Raw genomic sequence first — 19,685 nt, 5'->3', positions numbered from 1 at the left:
CAAAATAAGGGGCGAAAATCATGATAGAGCAGTGGGAACAGGAATTGGAAACGATACTGTCGGAGTTTAACGACCAGGCCGGCTTAAAGCCGGGGCAGCTGTTGGTGGTCGGCTGCAGCACGAGCGAGGTCATTGGCGAAAAAATCGGCACATCCGGCACAATAGAAGTCGCCGAAATGATTTTTCGCCAGCTAAAGCAATTTCAGGAGAAAACTGGAATTCAGTTGGCCTTCCAATGCTGTGAGCATTTAAACCGTGCATTGGTGATCGAAAGGGCAACCGCGGACCAACAAAAATTGGACGAGGTTTCGGTTGTTCCCGTACGAAAAGCAGGCGGGGCAATGTCAACATACGCTTTTGAAAAAATGACGGATGCAGTCGTGGTGGAATTTATCAAAGCGGATGCGGGAATTGATATCGGTCAAACCTTTATCGGCATGCATTTAAAACATGTTGCTGTGCCTGTTCGCGTGAAGCAGAAAAATGTGGGACATGCCCAAGTCACCCTTGCACGGACACGACCAAAACTCATTGGCGGGGAAAGAGCCGTGTATGAGCACACGAGCGGGAATTTGAGCTGCAGCTAACGAGCTTTTCTATTGTCTAGCTCCAGCGCCTAGCCCCTCGAGGGAAAAAATGAACTGCTTTGTTCCGAAGGCGCTTCCGCTTTTTATGAAAGTGATTTCAAAAATTCTAATATTCTTTCTTTTTTGATAATCAAAAAAATGTGTTAAAATGAGGTTGATTTTTAAACTGATTGCGGATTTCAACTAACAAAGGGGGATCATTATGAAGCATTTATCACAGCAGGACGAGCAAGTATTTCAAGCAATTCAGCAAGAATTAGGACGTCAGCGCGCGAAGATTGAATTAATTGCGTCAGAAAACTTTGTAAGCGAAGCGGTTATGGAAGCACAGGGGTCTGTTTTAACAAATAAATATGCAGAAGGATATCCTGCAAAACGCTATTATGGCGGCTGCGAATATGTGGATATCGTGGAAGATTTAGCGCGTGACCGTGCGAAGGCAATCTTCGGGGCTGAGCATGTAAACGTACAGCCACACTCCGGCGCTCAAGCAAACATGGCGGTATACTTCACGATTCTTGAGCAAGGCGATACTGTTTTAGGGATGAACCTATCCCACGGCGGTCACTTAACACACGGAAGTCCGGTAAACTTCAGTGGTGTTCAATATAATTTCGTTGAGTATGGTGTGGACGAAGAAACGCATCGCATCAACTACGAGGATGTTTTGGAAAAAGCTCGCCAGCATAAGCCGAAATTGATTGTTGCGGGTGCCAGTGCATATCCGCGTGAAATTGACTTTAAAAAATTCCGCGAAATCGCTGACGAAGTGGGCGCCTATTTAATGGTCGATATGGCTCATATTGCAGGTCTAGTTGCGGCAGGTCTTCATCAAAATCCAGTTCCATTTGCAGATTTTGTGACGACTACTACGCATAAAACGTTAAGAGGCCCACGCGGCGGGATGATTCTTTGTCGTGAAGAGTTTGCGAAGAAAATCGATAAGTCGATTTTCCCTGGAATTCAAGGCGGTCCATTAATGCATGTCATCGCAGCAAAAGCGGTTGCTTTTGGCGAAGCATTGCAGGACAGCTTTAAAGAGTATGCAGGAAACATTATTGCCAATGCGAAACGTTTGGCTGAAGGTCTTCAAAAAGAAGGCTTGAAACTTGTTTCCGGCGGAACCGACAACCACTTATTATTATTAGATGTTACGACTCTTGGCCTAACTGGTAAAGTGGCAGAGCATGTCCTTGATGAAGTGGGAATTACGGTTAACAAAAATACAATTCCATATGATCAAAACAGCCCGTTTGTGACAAGCGGTATCCGCATCGGAACTGCTGCTGTTACAAGCCGCGGCTTTGGTTTAGAAGATATGGATGAAATTGCATCGATTATTGCGTTTACATTGAAAAATCATGAAGATCAAGCAAAGCTTGAAGAAGCAAGCAAGCGTGTGGAAGCTTTAACAAGCAAGTTTGTTTTATATCCTGAATATTAAGTTTTTTGAGAATCGGCCTTTTTGCGAAAAAAGGTCGATTTTTATTTGCCCTCGTGATTGTTTTTCTGTAAAATTAGACGAAGTGTTTAAAGTTAAATTTTAATAAAGGGGCGATTTTTGTGGCAAAGGTTTACGTCTTCGACCACCCACTCATCCAGCATAAGCTTACATACATACGTGATAAAAACACAGGAACGAAAGAGTTCAGGGAATTGGTAGACGAAGTGGCAACACTTATGGCTTTTGATATCACGAGGGATATGCCGCTTGAAGAAATGACGATTGAAACACCGGTTTGTCCGACCAAATCAAAAGTCCTTTCCGGGAAAAAAATCGGCCTTGTGCCAATTTTGCGTGCAGGGATTGGAATGGTTGATGGGATCTTGAAATTAATTCCGGCAGCGAAGGTAGGACATATCGGTCTTTATCGTGATCCCGAAACATTGAAACCAGTTGAATACTATGTAAAACTTCCAAGTGATGTCGAAGAGCGTGATTTCATCGTCGTAGATCCAATGCTGGCAACAGGCGGTTCTGCAAATGAAGCCATCAACTCTTTGAAAAAGCGCGGCGCGAAAAATATTAAGTTTATGTGCTTGATTGCGGCACCAGAAGGAGTCGAAGCAGTGAAAACGGCTCATCCAGATGTTGACATCTATATCGCAGCACTAGACGAAAAGCTCAATGACCACGGCTACATCGTACCAGGTCTAGGCGATGCCGGGGACCGGTTGTTTGGGACGAAATAATTTTTAGTTTGGAGAGATCTTTTTTTGAAAAGGGTCTCTTTTTTTAAAAATGGGATGGGCACATATAAAGGTTAGAATGGAACATATATTGCGGACATTGGTTCATAAACTGCGGGAATCGGAACATAAAAGCTTCGAAAAGGAACATAAGCTAGACAAGGTAATGAAAAAAGTGGTGGCCACCAAAAAATACGTTCGAGCAACAAAAATCAGGGAAGGAAAGTTACCTTTTTAACTTCAAAAAGGCAAACTAAAGAATTAAAAACTTCAGTTGGAACATATATCATCGATAATGGTACATATACTGGTGCAATCAGAACATAAAAACTCCGAAATGGAACATAAAATCCGAGGCTAACCAAAAAATCCCTCTGCATATTTCCCCCTCCCAAAGAAAACCCTATGAAAAAAGGGGAAATCAGCAAAATGAAGAAACTTATTCTAATCATCATCCTAACAATCATCACCATACCCTCACACACCCAATCCCAAAGCCGAAAACTCATCATACCGCCAATCCAAAATCAGCAAACTGTCGCCATTGTGATCACAAAACAGCCACAAACCACACAACAAATCAAACAACTTCTTACACCATACAGAGACATCAAACTGCGCCGCATTTTTACGGAAGCAATCACAGGATTTTCTATCGAGGGCAACCGCAAGGCGATCACCAAACTCGCGGAAAACTTCAAAATCCTAAATGTGTCTTCCGTGACCAGCTACCAAGCCCAGACCGAGGAAAGTGTAAAAATTATCGGCGGGGATGAGGTGCGTGGATTATTTTCACCGAAAAATCAACGCCTCACTGGGAAAGGAATCACCGTCGCGGTCATTGATACCGGCGTAGATTACACCCATCCTGACCTCCGGCGCAATTATGGCGGCGGGCACGACCTTGTTGACAATGATCGCGACCCGATGGAAACCCGCGCCCTCGGCAAAGCAACGCTACACGGAACCCATGTCGCAGGAATTATTGCTGCCAATGGGAAAATTCGCGGTGTTGCCCCGGAGGCGAAAATAATTGCTTACCGGGCACTGGGCCCGGGCGGAGGCGGAACGACGGAGCAAGTCATCGCCGCGATTGATCAGGCAATAAAGGACAAAGTTGATATTATGAATCTTTCATTAGGAAACGATGTCAATGGTCCGGACCTGCCGATTAGCCTTGCGCTCAACCGCGCCGTCGACAAAGGGATTGTCGCAGTAGCGGCAAACGGCAATGCCGGCCCGAATATTTGGACAGTCGGTTCACCCGGTACGGCCTCAAAGGCAATATCTGTCGGGGCCTCGACACCCACCATGAGAATACCGTACTTATTAATAGAAGGAACACGGGAAAAAATCCGCATTCAGCCGATGGAGGGTTCAGAAAAATGGGAGTTGGACCGCTCGTACAAGTTCGCCGATGGTGGGATTGGCAGGAAGGAAGACCTGAAAAATGTTGAAGGCAAAATCGTGCTCATCAAACGCGGTCGCTTAACGTTTACGGAAAAGGCAAAAAATGCTCAGACAGCGGGAGCTAAGGCCGTTCTCATCTATAACAATATGAGCGGAAATTTTATCGGAAATTTAGAAACGCTGATGCCGATTCCGGTCGGGTCCATCTCAAAGCATGACGGAGAGCTGTTTGTAAAAAAACCATCTACCACCATGCAAATTATTCAGAATGAAGAAAAGGATCGGATGGCAGATTTTAGTTCACGCGGGCCGGTTACTGGGACGTGGGAGGTGAAACCGGACATCGTGGCTCCGGGTGTGGCGATTAACTCGACCGTACCGGGCGGCTATCTTTCCTTACAAGGGACAAGTATGGCAGCACCGCATGTTGCCGGCGCCTGTGCCTTAATCAAGCAGGCCCACCCGGATTGGACGCCGCAGCAAATCAAGGCGGCTTTGATGAATACTGCCAAGCCATTGTATAAAGCGGGGACGGTTCCTTATCGAACGTACGAACAGGGAGCGGGGAGAATTCAAGTGCGCGAAGCAGTAAAAGCGGAATCACTTGTGACTCCAAGCTCGATTCATTTTGGGAAATTCACAGAACAGCGGGATATTCATAAAACCCTTTTGTACATTGAAAATACAAGTAACACGACAAAAAGGTATTCCTTTGACCTTCCGGAACGGACAGATGGATTATCGTGGCGATTTCCGCTTTCGTTTACATTGGCGCCAAAGGAAGTGAAGGAGGTTGTAGTTGAACTCAGGGTCGACCCGCAAAGCTTTAAAAAGAAAATCCATGATGGCTACATCAAGCTTCAAGCGGGATCCACCCCAATTCCTATTCCTTATCTCTATGTACTCGAAGAACCAAATTATCCAAGGGTAATGGGATTTTCGTTTGGGGAAGGGGACGGTCCGGGTCAGTACTTGTATGAGGTTTACCTGCCGGGCGGGGCGGAGGAGTTCGGAATCGCCTTATTCGATCCCGGTGATTATCGTTTCGTCGGGTTTTTAGATTCTATTGAAAATGTCAAAAAGGGATTGATTCAAAAGAAGATTGAGAGTGAGAACCTTCCAGAGGATGGGGTCTATCTGGCAAAGGTATTTGCGAAAAAGGCAGGGAAAGAGGATTTCATTGAAACCATGTTAAATATCGAAAAAAGGCAGCCGTAACATTTTAACAAGAAACTGAAACCTTTTTAAAACCCATTCGTATTACCTTACTGTGCACTCTTAAGCAAGTTTTTTCAAAAAAACTTCTGAGGGGATGAGTAAAGCTATATATTTAATTTTCTGAAAATTTTTAGTATCCTAATATATCGTGAAAAGCTGAAAAATGCAAGTGAATATTTCGTGGAAACTCATTGACTTTACATATTGCCTATTGTATGCTTACAAAGGGTGTAAATGATAAGGTTTTCACATTCAAGAAAGTGTTAATATACTTGGTGATTTGCCTTCTAGCCCAGTTCACATTCTCTTATGGTGAGGATGCGATAATGATGCGTCAAAACAACCGCAATCCATTTCAAGCTATGGCTTTAATGTCCGCAATTGTCTCCCAGTTAGTCGGTTCCATTCTTATTGGTATTTTTGCAGGTAGATGGTTGGATCGGCAATGGGGTACCGAACCAATTTTCTTAATTATCGGATTGTTAATCGGATTAGCATCGGGAACTTATGCCATGCTTGTTTCGATTCGCCATTTTTTCTCGGGAGATAAGTGATTATGCTGGATTTTAGAGAGATGTTCAACAGGCAGCGAAAGTGGAATTTGTATTTGTTATCTATATTCGTGCTTGGATGGGGGTTTACCTCCTATAAAACTGTATTTTTAGGATTAATTCTTGGGACATGCTTTAGTTTTCTGAATATCTGGTTGTTAACGAAGAAAACGGAGAAGTTCGAAAAGGCCTTTGATAAGGGAAAAAAAATGAAATCGCTCGGTTCGCTGCAAAGAATGGCGACAGCGGCAATTGCAGTAATTATTGCCATGAGATGGCCCAATTACTTTCATGTTGTCAGTGTGGTTATGGGACTAATGACATCCTATATTGTCATTATGATAGATTATTTTTATCATGCATTGCATTTTCATAAAAGAAAAGGGAAGTGAGGTGAACATAGATGCATCATGAAGTTCCTTTAGCAACATTTGGGGGAATAACCTTTAACTTGGCGAATGATCTAATGATTCTCGTTGCGAGTCTCATTGTATTTATCATTGCGGTTCTATCTACCCGGAAGCTTGCGATGAAGCCGACAGGCATGCAAAACTTCTTCGAATGGGTGATGGACTTCGTCAAAGGAATCATCAACAGCACGATGGATTGGAAGGAAGGCGGAAGATTCCATATTCTTGGACTTACCTTAATTTTGTATATTTTTGTATCTAATATGCTAGGTCTTCCATTTTCAGTCGTCATTGATGGCAAGCTTTGGTGGAAATCACCAACAGCTGACCCTGCTGTAACCTTATCGCTTGCGGTAATGGTCGTTGGGCTTTCTCATTATTATGGTGTTAAGCTACAAGGACCTAGAGGTTATGGAAAATTGTTCTTCAGCCCAATGGGATTCTTGTTCCCATTGAAAATTATTGAAGAATTCGCGAACACATTAACGCTTGGTCTGCGTCTTTATGGAAACATTTACGCAGGTGAATTGCTTCTTTCGCTATTAGCGGGAGGTTTAGCTTGGACTGGAGTAGCTGGTATGATAGCAGCCGTACCATTAACCCTTGTTTGGCAAGGGTTCTCCGTATTCGTCGGAACGATCCAGGCATACATTTTTACCATGTTAACAATGGTTTACTTGTCTCACAAAGTGAGTCACGACCATTAATATATTTTTACAAACTAAATTATTCATACATTTTTAAGGAGGAACTTTATAATGAATCTTATAGCAGCAGCAATTGCAATCGGTTTGGCAGCAGTAGGTGCCGGTATTGGTAACGGTTTAATCGTTGGACGTACAGTTGAAGGTATCGCTCGTCAACCAGAAGCTCGTGGTTTATTACAAACAACAATGTTTATCGGGGTTGCGTTAGTTGAAGCATTACCGATCATCGGCGTTGTTATCGCGTTCATGGTTTTAGGACGTTAATTAGTAGAGAGAAAAATCCCAAGTGGCGGAGAGGAAGAAGAGAATCCTTCGCCATTTATGTTTGTGCAATAGAGAACATACTTTTTCGAGTAGCGAACAACTCTTGAAGGGAGTGAACCCGTGGTGTTATCAGGCAATCTATTTGTACTTGGTGCTGCAGAAGCAGGCCATTTTAATGGTGGAGATGTTATATTCCAGCTAGTTGTTTTCTTAATCTTGTTAGCATTGCTTAAAAAATTCGCGTGGGGTCCATTAATGGGCATCATGAAACAACGTGAAGACCATATTGCAGGTGAAATCAATGCGGCAGAAGATAGCCGTGTTGAAGCGCAAAAGCTTTTAGAAGAACAAAGAAGCCTTTTAAAAGAAGCGCGTGCTGAAGCACAAGGCTTGATTGAAAATGCGAAAAAGCAAGGCGATGTTCAGCGTGAGGAAATCATTGCGATTGCCCGCACTGAAGCTGAACGCGTGAAAGAAGCTGCGAAGCTTGAGATTGATCAGCAAAAAGAAAAAGCAATGGCCGCCATTCGCGAACAAGTTGCTTCCTTGTCTGTATTAATCGCCTCTAAGGTTATTGAGAAAGAGTTGAATATCCAAGATCAGGATCAACTCATCAACGAATATATTAAAGAGGCAGGAGAACGCCGATGAGCAACTCCATCGTAGCAAAACGCTATGCGTCGGCACTTTTTCAAATTGCTAAAGAACAACAGATTCTTAGCCTTGTAGAAGAAGATCTTCGTGTAGTAAAAGAAGTGATCCAGACGAATAAGGATTTAAAGGCTGTTCTCAGTTCTTTAAAACTTTCAAAGGAAAACAAAAAAGCCATTTTAAAACAGGCTTTTGCAAACATTAATGTATTTATTGTCAATACACTAATGATTTTAATGGACCGCCACCGTGAAGGTGAAATTGTTGAAGTGGTCGACCAATTTATTGAGCTTGCTAATGAAGCGTCCGGTGTTGCTGAAGCGAAAGTCTACAGTGTACGCCCGCTTTCAGATGCTGAGCGTGAGGCGATTTCTGCTACTTTTGCAGCAAAAGTTGGCAAGCAGTCTCTAAAAATTGAAAATATCGTGGATTCCGAATTGCTTGGCGGCGTGAAGCTCCGCATCGGAAATCGTATATATGACGGCAGCTTGCGCGGCAAGCTCGATCGTTTGCAACGTAAATTGTTAAGCTAAGATTCGTAGATAGGGGTGAAACTCATGAGCATCAAAGCTGAAGAAATCAGTGCCCTGATAAAACAGCAAATTGAAAACTATCAGGCGGAAATTCAAGTAACAGATGTCGGTACGGTTATCTCCGTTGGTGACGGTATCGCGCGTGTTCACGGCCTTGACAATGTTATGGCTGGAGAACTTGTTGAATTTTCAAACGGCGTTATGGGTATGGCACAAAACCTTGAAGAAAGTAACGTCGGTATTATCATCCTTGGACCTTTCACCGATATCCGTGAAGGCGACGAGGTTCGTCGTACAGGCCGCATCATGGAGGTTCCAGTTGGTGAAGAGCTGATCGGACGTGTAGTAAACTCATTAGGACAACCAATCGATGGTATGGGTCCTATTAATACAACCAAAACTCGCCCTGTTGAGCAAGTTGCAACAGGAGTTATGGCGCGTAAATCCGTTCATGAGCCATTACAAACAGGTATCAAAGCGATCGATGCGCTTGTACCAATCGGCCGCGGACAACGTGAGTTAATCATCGGTGACCGTCAAACAGGTAAAACATCTGTTGCCATCGATACGATCTTGAACCAAAAAGGTCAAAACATGATCTGTATCTATGTTGCAATTGGACAAAAGGAATCAACAGTACGCGGTGCGGTTGAAACCCTTCGTAAAAATGGGGCATTAGATTACACAATCGTTGTGTCTGCATCTGCATCACAACCAGCTCCAATGCTATTCTTGGCACCATATGCGGGTGTTTCAATGGGCGAAGAATTTATGTTCAACGGTAAGCACGTATTAATCGTATACGATGACTTATCAAAGCAAGCATCTGCATACCGTGAGCTTTCCTTGTTACTTCGTCGTCCTCCGGGTCGTGAAGCATATCCAGGGGATGTATTCTATCTGCACAGCCGTTTACTAGAGCGCGCAGCGAAATTGAGCGATGCCCTCGGCGCTGGCTCGATCACTGCATTGCCATTTATCGAAACACAAGCAGGTGACGTTTCTGCTTATATCCCAACAAACGTTATCTCCATCACAGATGGACAAATTTTCTTACAATCAGACCTATTCTTCTCCGGTGTTCGCCCAGCGATCAACGCAGGTCTTTCCGTATCCCGTGTAGGTGGATCGGCACAGATCAAAGCGATGAAGAAGGTTGCAGGTACACTGCGTCTTGACCTTGCTTCATACCGTGAGTTAGAAGCATTTGCTCAATTCGGTTCCGACCTTGATAAAGCAACCCAAGCGAAGCTGAATCGTGGTGCACGTACCGTTGAGGTGTTAAAACAAGACTTGAACAAACCGCTATCTGTTGAAAAGCAAGTAGCGATCCTATATGCATTAACACGCGGCTTCCTTGACGATATTCCATTGCAGGATATTCGCCGCTTCGAAGCTGAATTCCTAACATGGTTAGACCACAACCGCAAAGAATTGTTAGACCATATTACCAAAACGAAGGATCTTCCTTCCGATGACGATATGGCATCTGCAATCAACGCCTTCAAAAAGACGTTTGCAGTTTCCGAGTAATTTAGGTCTAAATGGGGTCTGACCCCCATCGTATTAATGTGGTGAAGTAACGGGGGACAGACCCCCACCGCATTAATGCAGTAACAGGGGACAGATCCCCCATTAACATTCTTTGAGTGAGGGTGGTGAGAACTTAAAATGGCATCATTACGCGATATAAAAACTCGTATTAATTCGACGAAGAAGACGAGTCAAATTACCAAGGCGATGGAGATGACTTCTGCGGCGAAGTGGAACCGCGGGGTGATGAATGCAAAGTCATTCGTTCCTTATATGGAAAAAATCCAAGAGGTAACGGCAGCGATTGCGCTTGGCAGCAAAGGGGTAAACCATCCAATGCTTCAAGCACGTCCAGTCAAAAAGACCGGTTATATCGTTATGGCATCTGACCGCGGTCTTGCGGGTGCGTTTAACAGTAACGTCTTGAGACGTGTACACCAAACCATCCAAAGCCGCCACAAGTCCAATGACGAATTCGCGATCATCGCAATCGGCCGTATTGCCCGAGACTTTTTTGTCAAACGCAACATCAATGTAGCACTTGAAATCGTTGGTGTTTCAGACCAGCCTTCATTTGCTGACATTAAAGACATTGCTTCGAGCACAGTCGGTATGTTTGCTGACGGTACATTTGATGAAATCTATCTATATTACAATCATTATATAAGCGCAATTTCGCAGGAAGTAACCGAGAAAAAGCTGCTTCCGCTTGCGGAAATTAAGCCGACAGGCAAACTGATTTCCTATGAATTCGAGCCGTCTGCTGAAGAAATTTTAGAAGTTCTCCTGCCGCAATATGCCGAGAGCCTAATCTATGGCGCGCTGCTAGACAGCAAAGCCAGTGAGCATGCTGCCCGGATGACGGCAATGAGAAACGCAACCGACAATGCAAAAGAATTAATTCGTAACTATACACTTAGCTATAACCGTGCCCGCCAAGCAGCGATTACACAAGAAATTACCGAAATCGTCGGCGGTGCATCAGCACTAGAGTAGTTAGAAGTAAGGAGGGAAAATGATGAACATTGGACGCGTTGTTCAGATTATGGGTCCGGTTGTTGACGTTAAGTTTGAGAACGGTCAGCTTCCTGAAATCTATAATGCGTTGAGAATTAGTACTGATACCATCAAGCTAACCCTTGAAGTAGCTCTTCATTTAGGTGATGATACAGTTCGTACGATTGCGATGGCTTCCACTGACGGTTTAACTCGTGGTTTGGAAGTAGCAGATACAGGTGCACCGATTTCTGTACCGGTTGGGGATGTAACGCTTGGCCGTGTATTCAACGTTTTAGGTGAAGTAATCGATTTAAATGCTGAAATTCCAACAGAGGCTCGCCGTGATTCGATTCACCGCGAAGCACCAACGTTCGAAAATCTTTCTACTGAGGTAGAAATTCTTGAAACAGGGATTAAGGTAGTAGACCTTCTTGCTCCATATATCAAGGGTGGTAAGATCGGTCTGTTCGGTGGTGCCGGTGTAGGTAAAACCGTATTAATCCAAGAATTGATCAATAACATCGCTCAAGAGCACAGCGGTATTTCTGTATTCGCTGGCGTTGGAGAGCGTACCCGTGAAGGTAATGACCTTTACCATGAAATGACAGATTCAGGCGTTATTAAACAAACTGCGATGGTATTCGGACAAATGAACGAGCCACCAGGTGCACGTATGCGTGTTGCCTTGACTGGTTTGACAATGGCTGAATATTTCCGTGATGAGCAAGGACAAGACGTGTTGTTCTTCATGGATAACATCTTCCGTTTCACGCAAGCAGGTTCTGAGGTTTCCGCGCTACTTGGCCGTATGCCATCTGCGGTAGGTTACCAGCCAACACTTGCAACGGAAATGGGTAAATTACAAGAACGTATTACCTCTACTAATGTAGGTTCTGTTACATCAATTCAAGCGATTTACGTACCAGCCGATGACTATACGGACCCGGCTCCGGCTACAACTTTCGCGCACCTTGATGCAACGACAAACCTTGAGCGTAAGCTTTCTGAGATGGGTATCTACCCTGCGGTGGACCCGCTAGCATCGACTTCTCGTGCATTGTCACCTGAAATCGTTGGCGAAGAGCACTACAATATAGCTCGCCGCGTGCAGCAAACCTTGCAGCGTTACCGTGAATTACAGGATATCATCGCGATCCTTGGTATGGACGAACTTTCTGATGATGATAAGTTAGTCGTACTTCGTGCGCGCCGTGTCCAATTCTACTTATCACAAAACTTCCACGTTGCGGAACAGTTCACTGGACAGCCTGGATCTTATGTGCCGGTTAAAGAAACAGTTAAAGGATTCAAAGAAATCCTTGACGGTAAATATGACCACCTTCCAGAAGATGCATTCCGTCTTGTCGGCCGCATCGAAGAAGTGGTTGAGAATGCAAAACGCATGGGCGTAGAGGTCTAAATCGAGCCAGGAGGGTAAAAAATGAAGACGATTAAAGTCAATGTTGTTACTCCCGATGGCCCGGTGTATGAATCAGATGTGGAAATGGTTAGTACAAAAGCTAAAAGTGGCGAACTCGGTATTTTGCCTGGCCACATTCCATTGGTTGCCCCGCTTGAAATTGGTGCCGTACGTCTGAAGTTAGGCGGAGGCAAAACAGATCAGATCGCAGTGAGCGGCGGATTTTTAGAAGTTCGTCCGGATCAAGTAACGATTTTAGCTCAAGCAGCGGAAAAAGCAACCGATATCGATGTTGATCGTGCCCAAAGGGCGAAGGAACGCGCTGAACAGCGTCTTCAACAAGCACAGCAGGAACATATCGATTTCAAGCGTGCTGAACTAGCTCTTCAACGTGCCATCAACCGCCTCGCCGTATCGGAAAAAAGATATTAATGTTTTTAAAAACCCCTCTCTATTGGAGGGGTTTTTTGTTATTTTTGGGGGTGTGTGGGGGAGGGGCGGAGTGGACGATAAAATGGGCGAATAAAAGCTGCGAAGTGGAAAATAAAGTGGAGCGGCCATTAAAAAAGGTAACTGAAGGTACTGGTATTTCATAAATAATGAGGAAAAATGGTACCTAATCCGGCCATGCGCCCGGATTTTCAGCTAAAACGAGTGAAGTGGTAAATAAAAGAGTTAAAGCGGCAAATAAAAGGGGCGAAGTGGCAAAAAAAAGCTGCGAAGTGGAAAGTAAGGTGGAGCGGCCATTAAAGAAGGTAACTGAAGGTACTGGTATTTCATAAATAATGAGGAAAAATGGTACCTAATCCGGCCATGCGTCCGGATTTTCAGCTAAAACGAGTGAAGTAGCAAATAAAACTATGAAAGTGGAAAATAAACCTACAAAGTGGAAAATAAAACTCCCCAATTGAACCCCACCACACCCCTTTCTACCCAATTCCACTATTCCGGGCATGAAATCACCGAACAAGAATATGATTGTATTAGTGAAAAGGATAACAAGCCTAGTTGTGACGGAATAAAGGTATTTGAAAGAAGATGAACAATTAATGACAAATCTCACTGACAGCATGGGTGTTTTGTAGTTAAATAGGGGTTGTTGTCGAATAATGGGAGCATAATAGCTTGATTTATCAAGGATTCTAGTGCCTGTTACTAGAATATAAATTACCTTTTGCTACTGGTTTCGCCATTCCAATTAAATAGCCCAAGGCTTGTCGACACCGGTATCTATCAATGCTATAATGTATTCGGTTACAAATATCCACTAGTTAGAAAATTTTCAACATTGGAGGGGATAGACATGGAACTTCTAAATGTATATCAGAATAACTATCTGATTGTTTTTGTGTTTCTATGTCTCGGGGTATTGCTGCCTGCGGTAGCATTATATTTAGGTAAGCTTTTGCGTCCTCATGCACCAAGTGATGCGAAGAATACCACATATGAGAGCGGTATTGAACCATTTCACGATTCCCGTGTACAGTTCAATGTCCGCTATTATATTTTTGCCCTAATGTTTGTTATTTTTGATGTAGAAACCGTGTTTTTATATCCATGGGCAGTTGCCTATGATAAACTAGGCATTTTCGCATTGATCGAAATGTTAATTTTCGTCGTTATGCTGTTAATTGGCCTAGTCTATGCTTGGAAGAAGAAGGTGTTAAAATGGACCTAAAATTAGACAATGTATCACCTCAGGAAATGGAAGAGTTACAGAGGAATGTATTTATGACAACACTGGAGCAGGTGAAGGCGTGGGCGCGAAGCAATTCGATCTACCCGCTGACATTTGGTCTGGCTTGTTGTGCGATTGAAATGATGGCCGTAGGTTCCTCCCACTATGACTTGGATCGTTTCGGATCATTCTTCCGGACATCACCGAGGCAGTCGGACTGTATGATCGTGTCAGGGACCGTGACGAAAAAAATGGCACCAATTCTTCGCCGTTTATATGATCAAATGCCGGAACCGAAATGGGTCATTGCGATGGGTTCATGTGCAACAGCAGGCGGACCGTATGTAAAATCGTATTCTGTTGTCAAAGGTGTAGACCAAATCGTACCTGTGGATGTCTATATCCCAGGATGCCCTCCCAACCCGGCTGCTTTAATTTATGGAATCAATAAGTTAAAGGAAAAGATTCGTTACGAAGCGAAGACTGGGAAGAAGGTGATGTAATCCATGAGCGGGGAAAAAGATCTCGAACAATTAAAGCGAGAAGCCGCTGAAAAGGCGAAGGCTGCCGCACTAGCGAAACGCCAGGCGAAGACCGCAGGGGAAACCGCACCGAAGGCTGAAGCAAAACCGGCTGAGCAAGCCCCAGTAGGAGACGCTGACGATCTTGCCAAGAAAAAAGCCGCAGCAGCAGCGAAAGCAAAAGCTGCAGCACTCGCGAAAAAGCAAAGAGAAGGCATAGCGGACGAAGCGCCAGCAGCAGATATAGCGGCAAGCGATACAGACGATCTTGCCAAGAAAAAAGCGGCGGCCGCAGCGAAAGCAAAAGCCGCAGCACTCGCGAAAAAGCAAAGAGAAGGCGTAGCGGACGAAGCGCCAGCAGCAGATATAGCGGCAAGCGATACAGACGATCTTGCCAAGAAAAAAGCCGCAGCAGCAGCGAAAGCAAAAGCTGCAGCACTTGCGAAAAAGCAAAGAGAAGGCATAGCGGACGAAGCGCCAGCAGCAGATATAGCGACAGGCGATACAGACGATCTTGCCAAGAAAAAAGCAGCGGCCGCAGCGAAAGCAAAAGCCGCAGCACTCGCGAAAAAGCAAAGAGAAGGTACTGCGGACGAAGCGCCAGCAGCAGATATAGCGGCAAGCGATACAGACGATTTAGCGAAGAAAAAAGCTGCAGCAGTAGCGAAAGCGAAGGCAGCGGCAGCCGCGAAACGAAAAGCTGCTGAGTTAGCCGGCGGAGCAGAAGCTCCGGCAGGCGATGATGAAAAAGCCAAAGCGATAGCAGCTGCCAAAGCGAAGGCGGCAGCAGCAGCGAAAGCAAAAGCCGCAGCCGGAGCCAAAGCAAGCGGGGCAGCAGGAGGCGATGACGAAAAAGCGAAAGCCATCGCAGCCGCAAAAGCAAAAGCCGCCGCCGCAGCAGCAGCAAAGGCGAAATCAGCCGGAAAAGCAGGCGATGCACCAGCACCGGAAGAAGCACCATCAGCAAATCAGCCATTCCTGGATAAATACCGAAAAGTGATTGAGGAAAATCTAGGTTCCGATGTTTTAGAAGATTCTTATATTAATAAATTGTCCAAAGACGTTCCAACCCTCGTGGTAAAACGTGAATCCTACTATAAGCTTGCACAATTTTTAAAATACAATGAGCTGTTAGGATTTGATTATTTATCCGAGATCCATGGAACCGATTTCCAAACACATATGGAAGTTTATGCTCATCTTTACTCATACAAAAATCGTCAATCCGTCGCTCTCAAAGTGAAAATTGACCGAGATGAACCAACCATCGAGTCTGTCACGCCAATTTGGGCCGGCGCGGAATGGGCAGAATGTGAAGCTTATGATTTGCTTGGAATTAAGTTTACAGGACATCCGGATTTACGTCGGATCTTGCTCGGAGAAGATTGGGTTGGCTATCCACTAAGAAAAGATTATGAGCCTTATGATGTAGAGGTGTAACCAATGATCAGAACAGAAGAAATGATGTTAAACGTAGGGCCTCAGCATCCAAGTACACACGGAGTATTCCGGCTGGTTGTAAAAATCGATGGGGAGATTATTACCGAAGCAACCCCTGTCATCGGCTATTTGCACCGCGGAACAGAAAAACTTGCTGAAAACCTGCAATATACACAAATTATCCCTTATACGGACCGATTGGATTATGTCTCCGCCATGACCAACAACTATGTACTTTGTCATGCAGTCGAAACGATGATGGGAATTCAAATACCTGACCGTGCCGAATATTTACGTATTTTGGCAATGGAATTAGGCCGGGTTTCAAGCCACCTTTTATGGTGGGGGACATTCCTCCTCGATATGGGGGCCGTTAGTCCATTCCTATTTGCCTTCCGCGATCGGGAAATGATTCTGAATTTCCTAAATGAGCTTTCCGGTGCCCGCTTAACCTTCAACTATATGCGTGTCGGCGGCGTCAAGTGGGACGCACCAGAAGGATGGGTGGAACGAGTAAAAGACTTTGTTCCATACTTGAGAGAGCAAATTAAAGGATATCATGAACTTGCGTCCGGAAATGAAATTCTCCTTACCCGTATTAAAGGTGTTGGAAAATATTCAAAAGAAGATGCCATTAATTACTCGCTAAGCGGTGTCAATCTTCGCAGTACCGGCGTCAAATGGGATCTACGTAAAGATGAGCCATATTGTATTTATGATCGCTTTGATTTTGACGTACCAGTCATGGATAGCGGTGATGTATTGGCGCGCTACCATTTACGTTTATTAGAAATCGAAGAATCACTAAAAATTATTGAACAAGCGTGTGACCAATTCCCGAAAGATGGGGATATTCTCGCAAAGGTACCAAAAATTATTAAAGCACCAAAAGGTGAAGGATTTGTCAGAATCGAAGCACCTCGTGGAGAAATTGGTGTTTACATCAACAGTGATGGAAAGAAAGAGCCATACCGTCTCAAACTAAGAAGGCCGTCTTTCTACAATCTGCAAATTCTCCCGAAATTATTAAAAGGAGAAAATATTTCAAACCTCGTTGCCATTTTAGGGGGTATTGATATAGTCCTTGGGGAGGTGGACGGCTGATGATTAATGATTTACTCCAGTCAAGTCCCGGTTTGTTTAATTTCCTAATCTTCTTTTTACTAGGAGCGATCTTACTTTTAGTTGTACTGGGCTTCGTAACCTACGGAATCCTGGCAGAACGTAAAGTCATGGGTTACATGCAGCTCCGCCACGGTCCAAACCAAGTCGGCGGCCGATGGGGACTTTTGCAAACAGTTGCCGACGTTTTGAAGCTTTTACTCAAAGAGGATATTATCCCGAAGCTAGCGGACCGGCCGTTATTTATTTTAGCACCGGTAATTGCTTTTGCACCGTCTTTTATGGTGCTGGCAACGATTCCGTTTACCGACAAATTTCAATTTGCCGATATTGGTGTCGGATTGCTCTATTATATTGCCGTTTCAGGATTAACGACGCTCGGCGTTGTCACAGGTGGCTGGGCATCCAATAACAAATACGCACTCCTTGGAGGCATGCGTGCGGCTGCACAAATGATTTCCTATGAAATCCCGCTTGTCATGTCAGTGGTGGGAATCATCCTAATCACGGGCAGCTTAAACCTAAACGATATCGTGCACCAGCAGAGCCATGGCTGGTTTATCCTGTTACAGCCAGTAGCCTTTATCGTCTTTTTAATTGCATCAGTAGCAGAATTAAACCGGACACCATTTGACTTACCAGAATCCGAAAACGAACTCGTTGCCGGATACCACGTTGAATACTCAGGTTTCCGCTGGGCATTTTTCATGCTGGCCGAGTACGTGTACCTATTTGCGATGACGTCACTGATCGTGACCATCTTCCTTGGCGGCTGGCTGCCACCATTCCATTTCCTTGGATTTATCCCAGGAGCAGTTTGGTTCGCACTCAAATTTGCGGTCGTCCTATTCGTCTACATCTGGTTCCGCGTCGCGTTCCCGCGTTTACGTGCCGACCATCTGATGGAATTTGGCTGGAAAGTATTACTGCCAGTATCATTGGCAAACATTTTCCTAACCGCCTTAATCAAAACCTTATTTTTTTAAAAGGAACTTATTTCGTTTCAGCGAGAATAGAGTTGTCTCATACCTTAACTGCCTCGCGTTTGGCAGCTAGTAAACCTTAAAATGATTAAAGGGGTGAAAAACGTGCTTGGATTAGCAAAAGGCTTGAAATATACCCTAAAACAATTAACAAAAGAAAAGGTCACCTATGATTATCCGAAAAAGCCGCTGCCACTGCCAGACCGGTTCCGCGGCATTCAAAAATTCTATCCGGAAAAATGTATCGTCTGTAACCAGTGCATGAACATTTGCCCAACAGAATGTATTAATCTAGTGGGTAAGAAACATCCGGATCCAACGAAAAAAGGGAAAATCATCGATACGTATGATATTAACTTTGAAATCTGCATCCTTTGTGATTTGTGTACAGAGGTATGTCCGACCGAAGCGATTATCATGACCAATAACTTCGAACTTGCTGAATACAGCAGGGATGCCTTATTTAAAAACCTTGAATGGTTAGATGAAAACGACGAAAACATACGGCAGGTGAATAAACCATGACATTTTCAGGCGAGTTTCTCGCATTTTTGGGTCTTGCCTTGGTGGCGGTCATCGGTGGTGTGCTGCTTTTAAACCTGACAAAGGTCATGCACATGGTCGTTGCCCTCATATTCACTTTCGTTGCTATTGCCGGCATTTATGTTTTGCTGTCGGCAGAATTCATCGCAGCTGTGCAAATCTTAATTTATTCAGGTGCGATTACGATTATTATGCTATTTGGAATCATGTTAACGAAGCATGATGACGAAAGTGAACCAAAAACGGGCAGGCTCCGAAAGGTTCTATTGTTCTTGGGAGTTATAGGCTTTGCTTTTGCCGTGTACATTGGCATCTATAACTTCAATATCGAACAAGTTCCAACCACTTTGCATGAAAACAACACGATGCAAATCGGTAAAACCCTTTATTCCAAATGGGTCATTCCATTTGAGCTAACCTCTGTTTTACTATTAGTAGCATTGGTTGGAGCGATTGTTTTAGCGAAAAAAGACAAGAAGGAGGCGGACGACGAATGAGTTCAGTCCCTGCTTCAGCCTTCCTCGCCCTTGCGCTGATTCTTTTTTGCATCGGATTATACGGTGCCTTAACAAAACGCAACACTGTGATTGTCCTAATTTCGATTGAATTAATGCTGAATGCTGTTAACATTAACCTGGTTACCTTCAGTAAATACGGCTTAACACCGTCCATCACCGGACAAATCTTTGCCCTATTTGCCATCTGCGTAGCCGCAGCCGAAGCAGCCGTCGGATTAGCCATTCTCATTTCGCTTTACAACAACCGCAAGACGGTGAATATTGACGAAATGAACAAATTGAAAAACTAATTATACGAGAGATTTCCAGTTGAGAAGTCTTGAACAATTTATGAATCGGCAGGTAGTGTTATGGAACCTGCTAAAAAGGTGATTGGCTCGACCACACCTTTACATGTCCTGCTATTT

23 protein-coding genes are annotated in these 19,685 nt (G+C 44.3%); all 23 read left to right on the top strand.

All coding sequences use genetic code 11. The features are described 5' to 3' along the window. Window positions 1–20: 20 nt before the first annotated feature. The 23 genes from J2Y67_RS08865 to nuoK all read left to right on the top strand — a co-directional run bounded on the left by J2Y67_RS08865 (window position 21) and on the right by nuoK (window position 19,568). A complete protein-coding gene (locus tag J2Y67_RS08865; RefSeq protein ID WP_310172985.1) occupies window positions 21–587 on the top strand; it encodes a TIGR01440 family protein in 567 nt (188 codons plus the stop codon). 202 nt (window positions 588–789) lie between these two features. Continuing rightward, window positions 790–2,031 (top strand): serine hydroxymethyltransferase, encoded by a 1,242-nt coding sequence (gene glyA, locus J2Y67_RS08860; RefSeq protein WP_310172983.1) that lies wholly within the window; start codon window positions 790–792, stop codon window positions 2,029–2,031. A gap of 119 nt (window positions 2,032–2,150) precedes the next feature. Further along, window positions 2,151–2,780 carry a uracil phosphoribosyltransferase gene (gene upp, locus J2Y67_RS08855; RefSeq protein WP_310172981.1) on the top strand — a complete coding sequence of 210 codons (630 nt, stop codon included), beginning with the start codon at window positions 2,151–2,153 and terminating at the stop codon, window positions 2,778–2,780. Between the two features lie 426 nt (window positions 2,781–3,206). Then, window positions 3,207–5,405: a S8 family serine peptidase gene (locus tag J2Y67_RS08850; RefSeq protein ID WP_310172979.1), complete on the top strand. Its 2,199-nt coding sequence runs from the start codon at window positions 3,207–3,209 to the stop codon at window positions 5,403–5,405. Window positions 5,406–5,734: 329 nt separating this feature from the next. Next, complete coding sequence (locus J2Y67_RS08845) at window positions 5,735–5,959, top strand: AtpZ/AtpI family protein (RefSeq protein ID WP_310173155.1); 225 nt, start codon at window positions 5,735–5,737, stop codon at window positions 5,957–5,959. A 2-nt stretch (window positions 5,960–5,961) separates the two neighbouring features. Beyond that, window positions 5,962–6,348, top strand: a complete 387-nt coding sequence (locus tag J2Y67_RS08840; RefSeq protein WP_310172977.1) for an ATP synthase subunit I — start codon at window positions 5,962–5,964, stop codon at window positions 6,346–6,348. Window positions 6,349–6,359: 11 nt separating this feature from the next. Then, entirely contained in the window at window positions 6,360–7,073 is a 714-nt protein-coding gene (gene atpB, locus J2Y67_RS08835; protein ID WP_310172975.1) for a F0F1 ATP synthase subunit A, read from the top strand. Between the two features lie 51 nt (window positions 7,074–7,124). Then, entirely contained in the window at window positions 7,125–7,337 is a 213-nt protein-coding gene (atpE, locus tag J2Y67_RS08830) for a F0F1 ATP synthase subunit C (RefSeq protein WP_026572680.1), read from the top strand. Between the two features lie 123 nt (window positions 7,338–7,460). Then, entirely contained in the window at window positions 7,461–7,988 is a 528-nt protein-coding gene (locus tag J2Y67_RS08825; protein WP_310172970.1) for a F0F1 ATP synthase subunit B, read from the top strand. Beyond that, on the top strand, window positions 7,985–8,521 hold the full coding sequence (locus tag J2Y67_RS08820) for a F0F1 ATP synthase subunit delta (protein ID WP_310172968.1): 537 nt from the start codon (window positions 7,985–7,987) through the stop codon (window positions 8,519–8,521). Before J2Y67_RS08825 ends, J2Y67_RS08820 begins: the two co-directional genes overlap by 4 nt. 24 nt (window positions 8,522–8,545) lie before the next feature. Then, window positions 8,546–10,054, top strand: a complete 1,509-nt coding sequence (atpA, locus tag J2Y67_RS08815; protein ID WP_310172966.1) for a F0F1 ATP synthase subunit alpha — start codon at window positions 8,546–8,548, stop codon at window positions 10,052–10,054. A 138-nt stretch (window positions 10,055–10,192) separates the two neighbouring features. Then, window positions 10,193–11,050 (top strand): ATP synthase F1 subunit gamma, encoded by an 858-nt coding sequence (gene atpG / locus J2Y67_RS08810; protein ID WP_310172964.1) that lies wholly within the window; start codon window positions 10,193–10,195, stop codon window positions 11,048–11,050. 22 nt (window positions 11,051–11,072) lie between these two features. Next, window positions 11,073–12,473, top strand: a complete 1,401-nt coding sequence (atpD, locus tag J2Y67_RS08805) for a F0F1 ATP synthase subunit beta (RefSeq protein WP_310172962.1) — start codon at window positions 11,073–11,075, stop codon at window positions 12,471–12,473. A gap of 21 nt (window positions 12,474–12,494) precedes the next feature. Beyond that, a complete protein-coding gene (locus tag J2Y67_RS08800) occupies window positions 12,495–12,905 on the top strand; it encodes a F0F1 ATP synthase subunit epsilon (RefSeq protein WP_310172961.1) in 411 nt (136 codons plus the stop codon). Window positions 12,906–13,132: 227 nt separating this feature from the next. After that, on the top strand, window positions 13,133–13,255 hold the full coding sequence (locus J2Y67_RS08795; RefSeq protein WP_310172959.1) for a hypothetical protein: 123 nt from the start codon (window positions 13,133–13,135) through the stop codon (window positions 13,253–13,255). A 521-nt stretch (window positions 13,256–13,776) separates the two neighbouring features. Continuing rightward, a complete protein-coding gene (locus J2Y67_RS08790; protein WP_310172958.1) occupies window positions 13,777–14,151 on the top strand; it encodes an NADH-quinone oxidoreductase subunit A in 375 nt (124 codons plus the stop codon). Further along, window positions 14,142–14,654: a NuoB/complex I 20 kDa subunit family protein gene (locus J2Y67_RS08785; protein ID WP_026572696.1), complete on the top strand. Its 513-nt coding sequence runs from the start codon at window positions 14,142–14,144 to the stop codon at window positions 14,652–14,654. Before J2Y67_RS08790 ends, J2Y67_RS08785 begins: the two co-directional genes overlap by 10 nt. A 3-nt stretch (window positions 14,655–14,657) precedes the next feature. Beyond that, window positions 14,658–16,112 (top strand): NADH-quinone oxidoreductase subunit C, encoded by a 1,455-nt coding sequence (locus J2Y67_RS08780; protein WP_310172954.1) that lies wholly within the window; start codon window positions 14,658–14,660, stop codon window positions 16,110–16,112. A gap of 3 nt (window positions 16,113–16,115) precedes the next feature. Next, entirely contained in the window at window positions 16,116–17,216 is a 1,101-nt protein-coding gene (locus J2Y67_RS08775) for an NADH-quinone oxidoreductase subunit D (RefSeq protein WP_310172952.1), read from the top strand. Next, window positions 17,216–18,220 carry an NADH-quinone oxidoreductase subunit NuoH gene (gene nuoH, locus J2Y67_RS08770; RefSeq protein ID WP_310172949.1) on the top strand — a complete coding sequence of 335 codons (1,005 nt, stop codon included), beginning with the start codon at window positions 17,216–17,218 and terminating at the stop codon, window positions 18,218–18,220. Before J2Y67_RS08775 ends, nuoH begins: the two co-directional genes overlap by 1 nt. 102 nt (window positions 18,221–18,322) lie before the next feature. After that, window positions 18,323–18,742, top strand: a complete 420-nt coding sequence (nuoI, locus tag J2Y67_RS08765) for an NADH-quinone oxidoreductase subunit NuoI (RefSeq protein ID WP_310172948.1) — start codon at window positions 18,323–18,325, stop codon at window positions 18,740–18,742. After that, window positions 18,739–19,257, top strand: a complete 519-nt coding sequence (locus tag J2Y67_RS08760; RefSeq protein ID WP_310172945.1) for an NADH-quinone oxidoreductase subunit J — start codon at window positions 18,739–18,741, stop codon at window positions 19,255–19,257. Before nuoI ends, J2Y67_RS08760 begins: the two co-directional genes overlap by 4 nt. Further along, window positions 19,254–19,568, top strand: a complete 315-nt coding sequence (gene nuoK / locus J2Y67_RS08755; protein ID WP_310172942.1) for an NADH-quinone oxidoreductase subunit NuoK — start codon at window positions 19,254–19,256, stop codon at window positions 19,566–19,568. The genes J2Y67_RS08760 and nuoK overlap by 4 nt, the downstream gene beginning before the upstream one ends. The last annotated feature ends 117 nt before the right edge of the window (window positions 19,569–19,685 follow it).

The organism is Neobacillus niacini, from assembly GCF_031456445.1.
GTDB classification, from domain to species: domain Bacteria; phylum Bacillota; class Bacilli; order Bacillales; family Cytobacillaceae; genus Neobacillus; species Neobacillus niacini_I.
The sequence above is the reverse complement of the archived record's forward strand: the minus strand, read 5'-3'. Positions and strand labels throughout refer to the sequence as shown.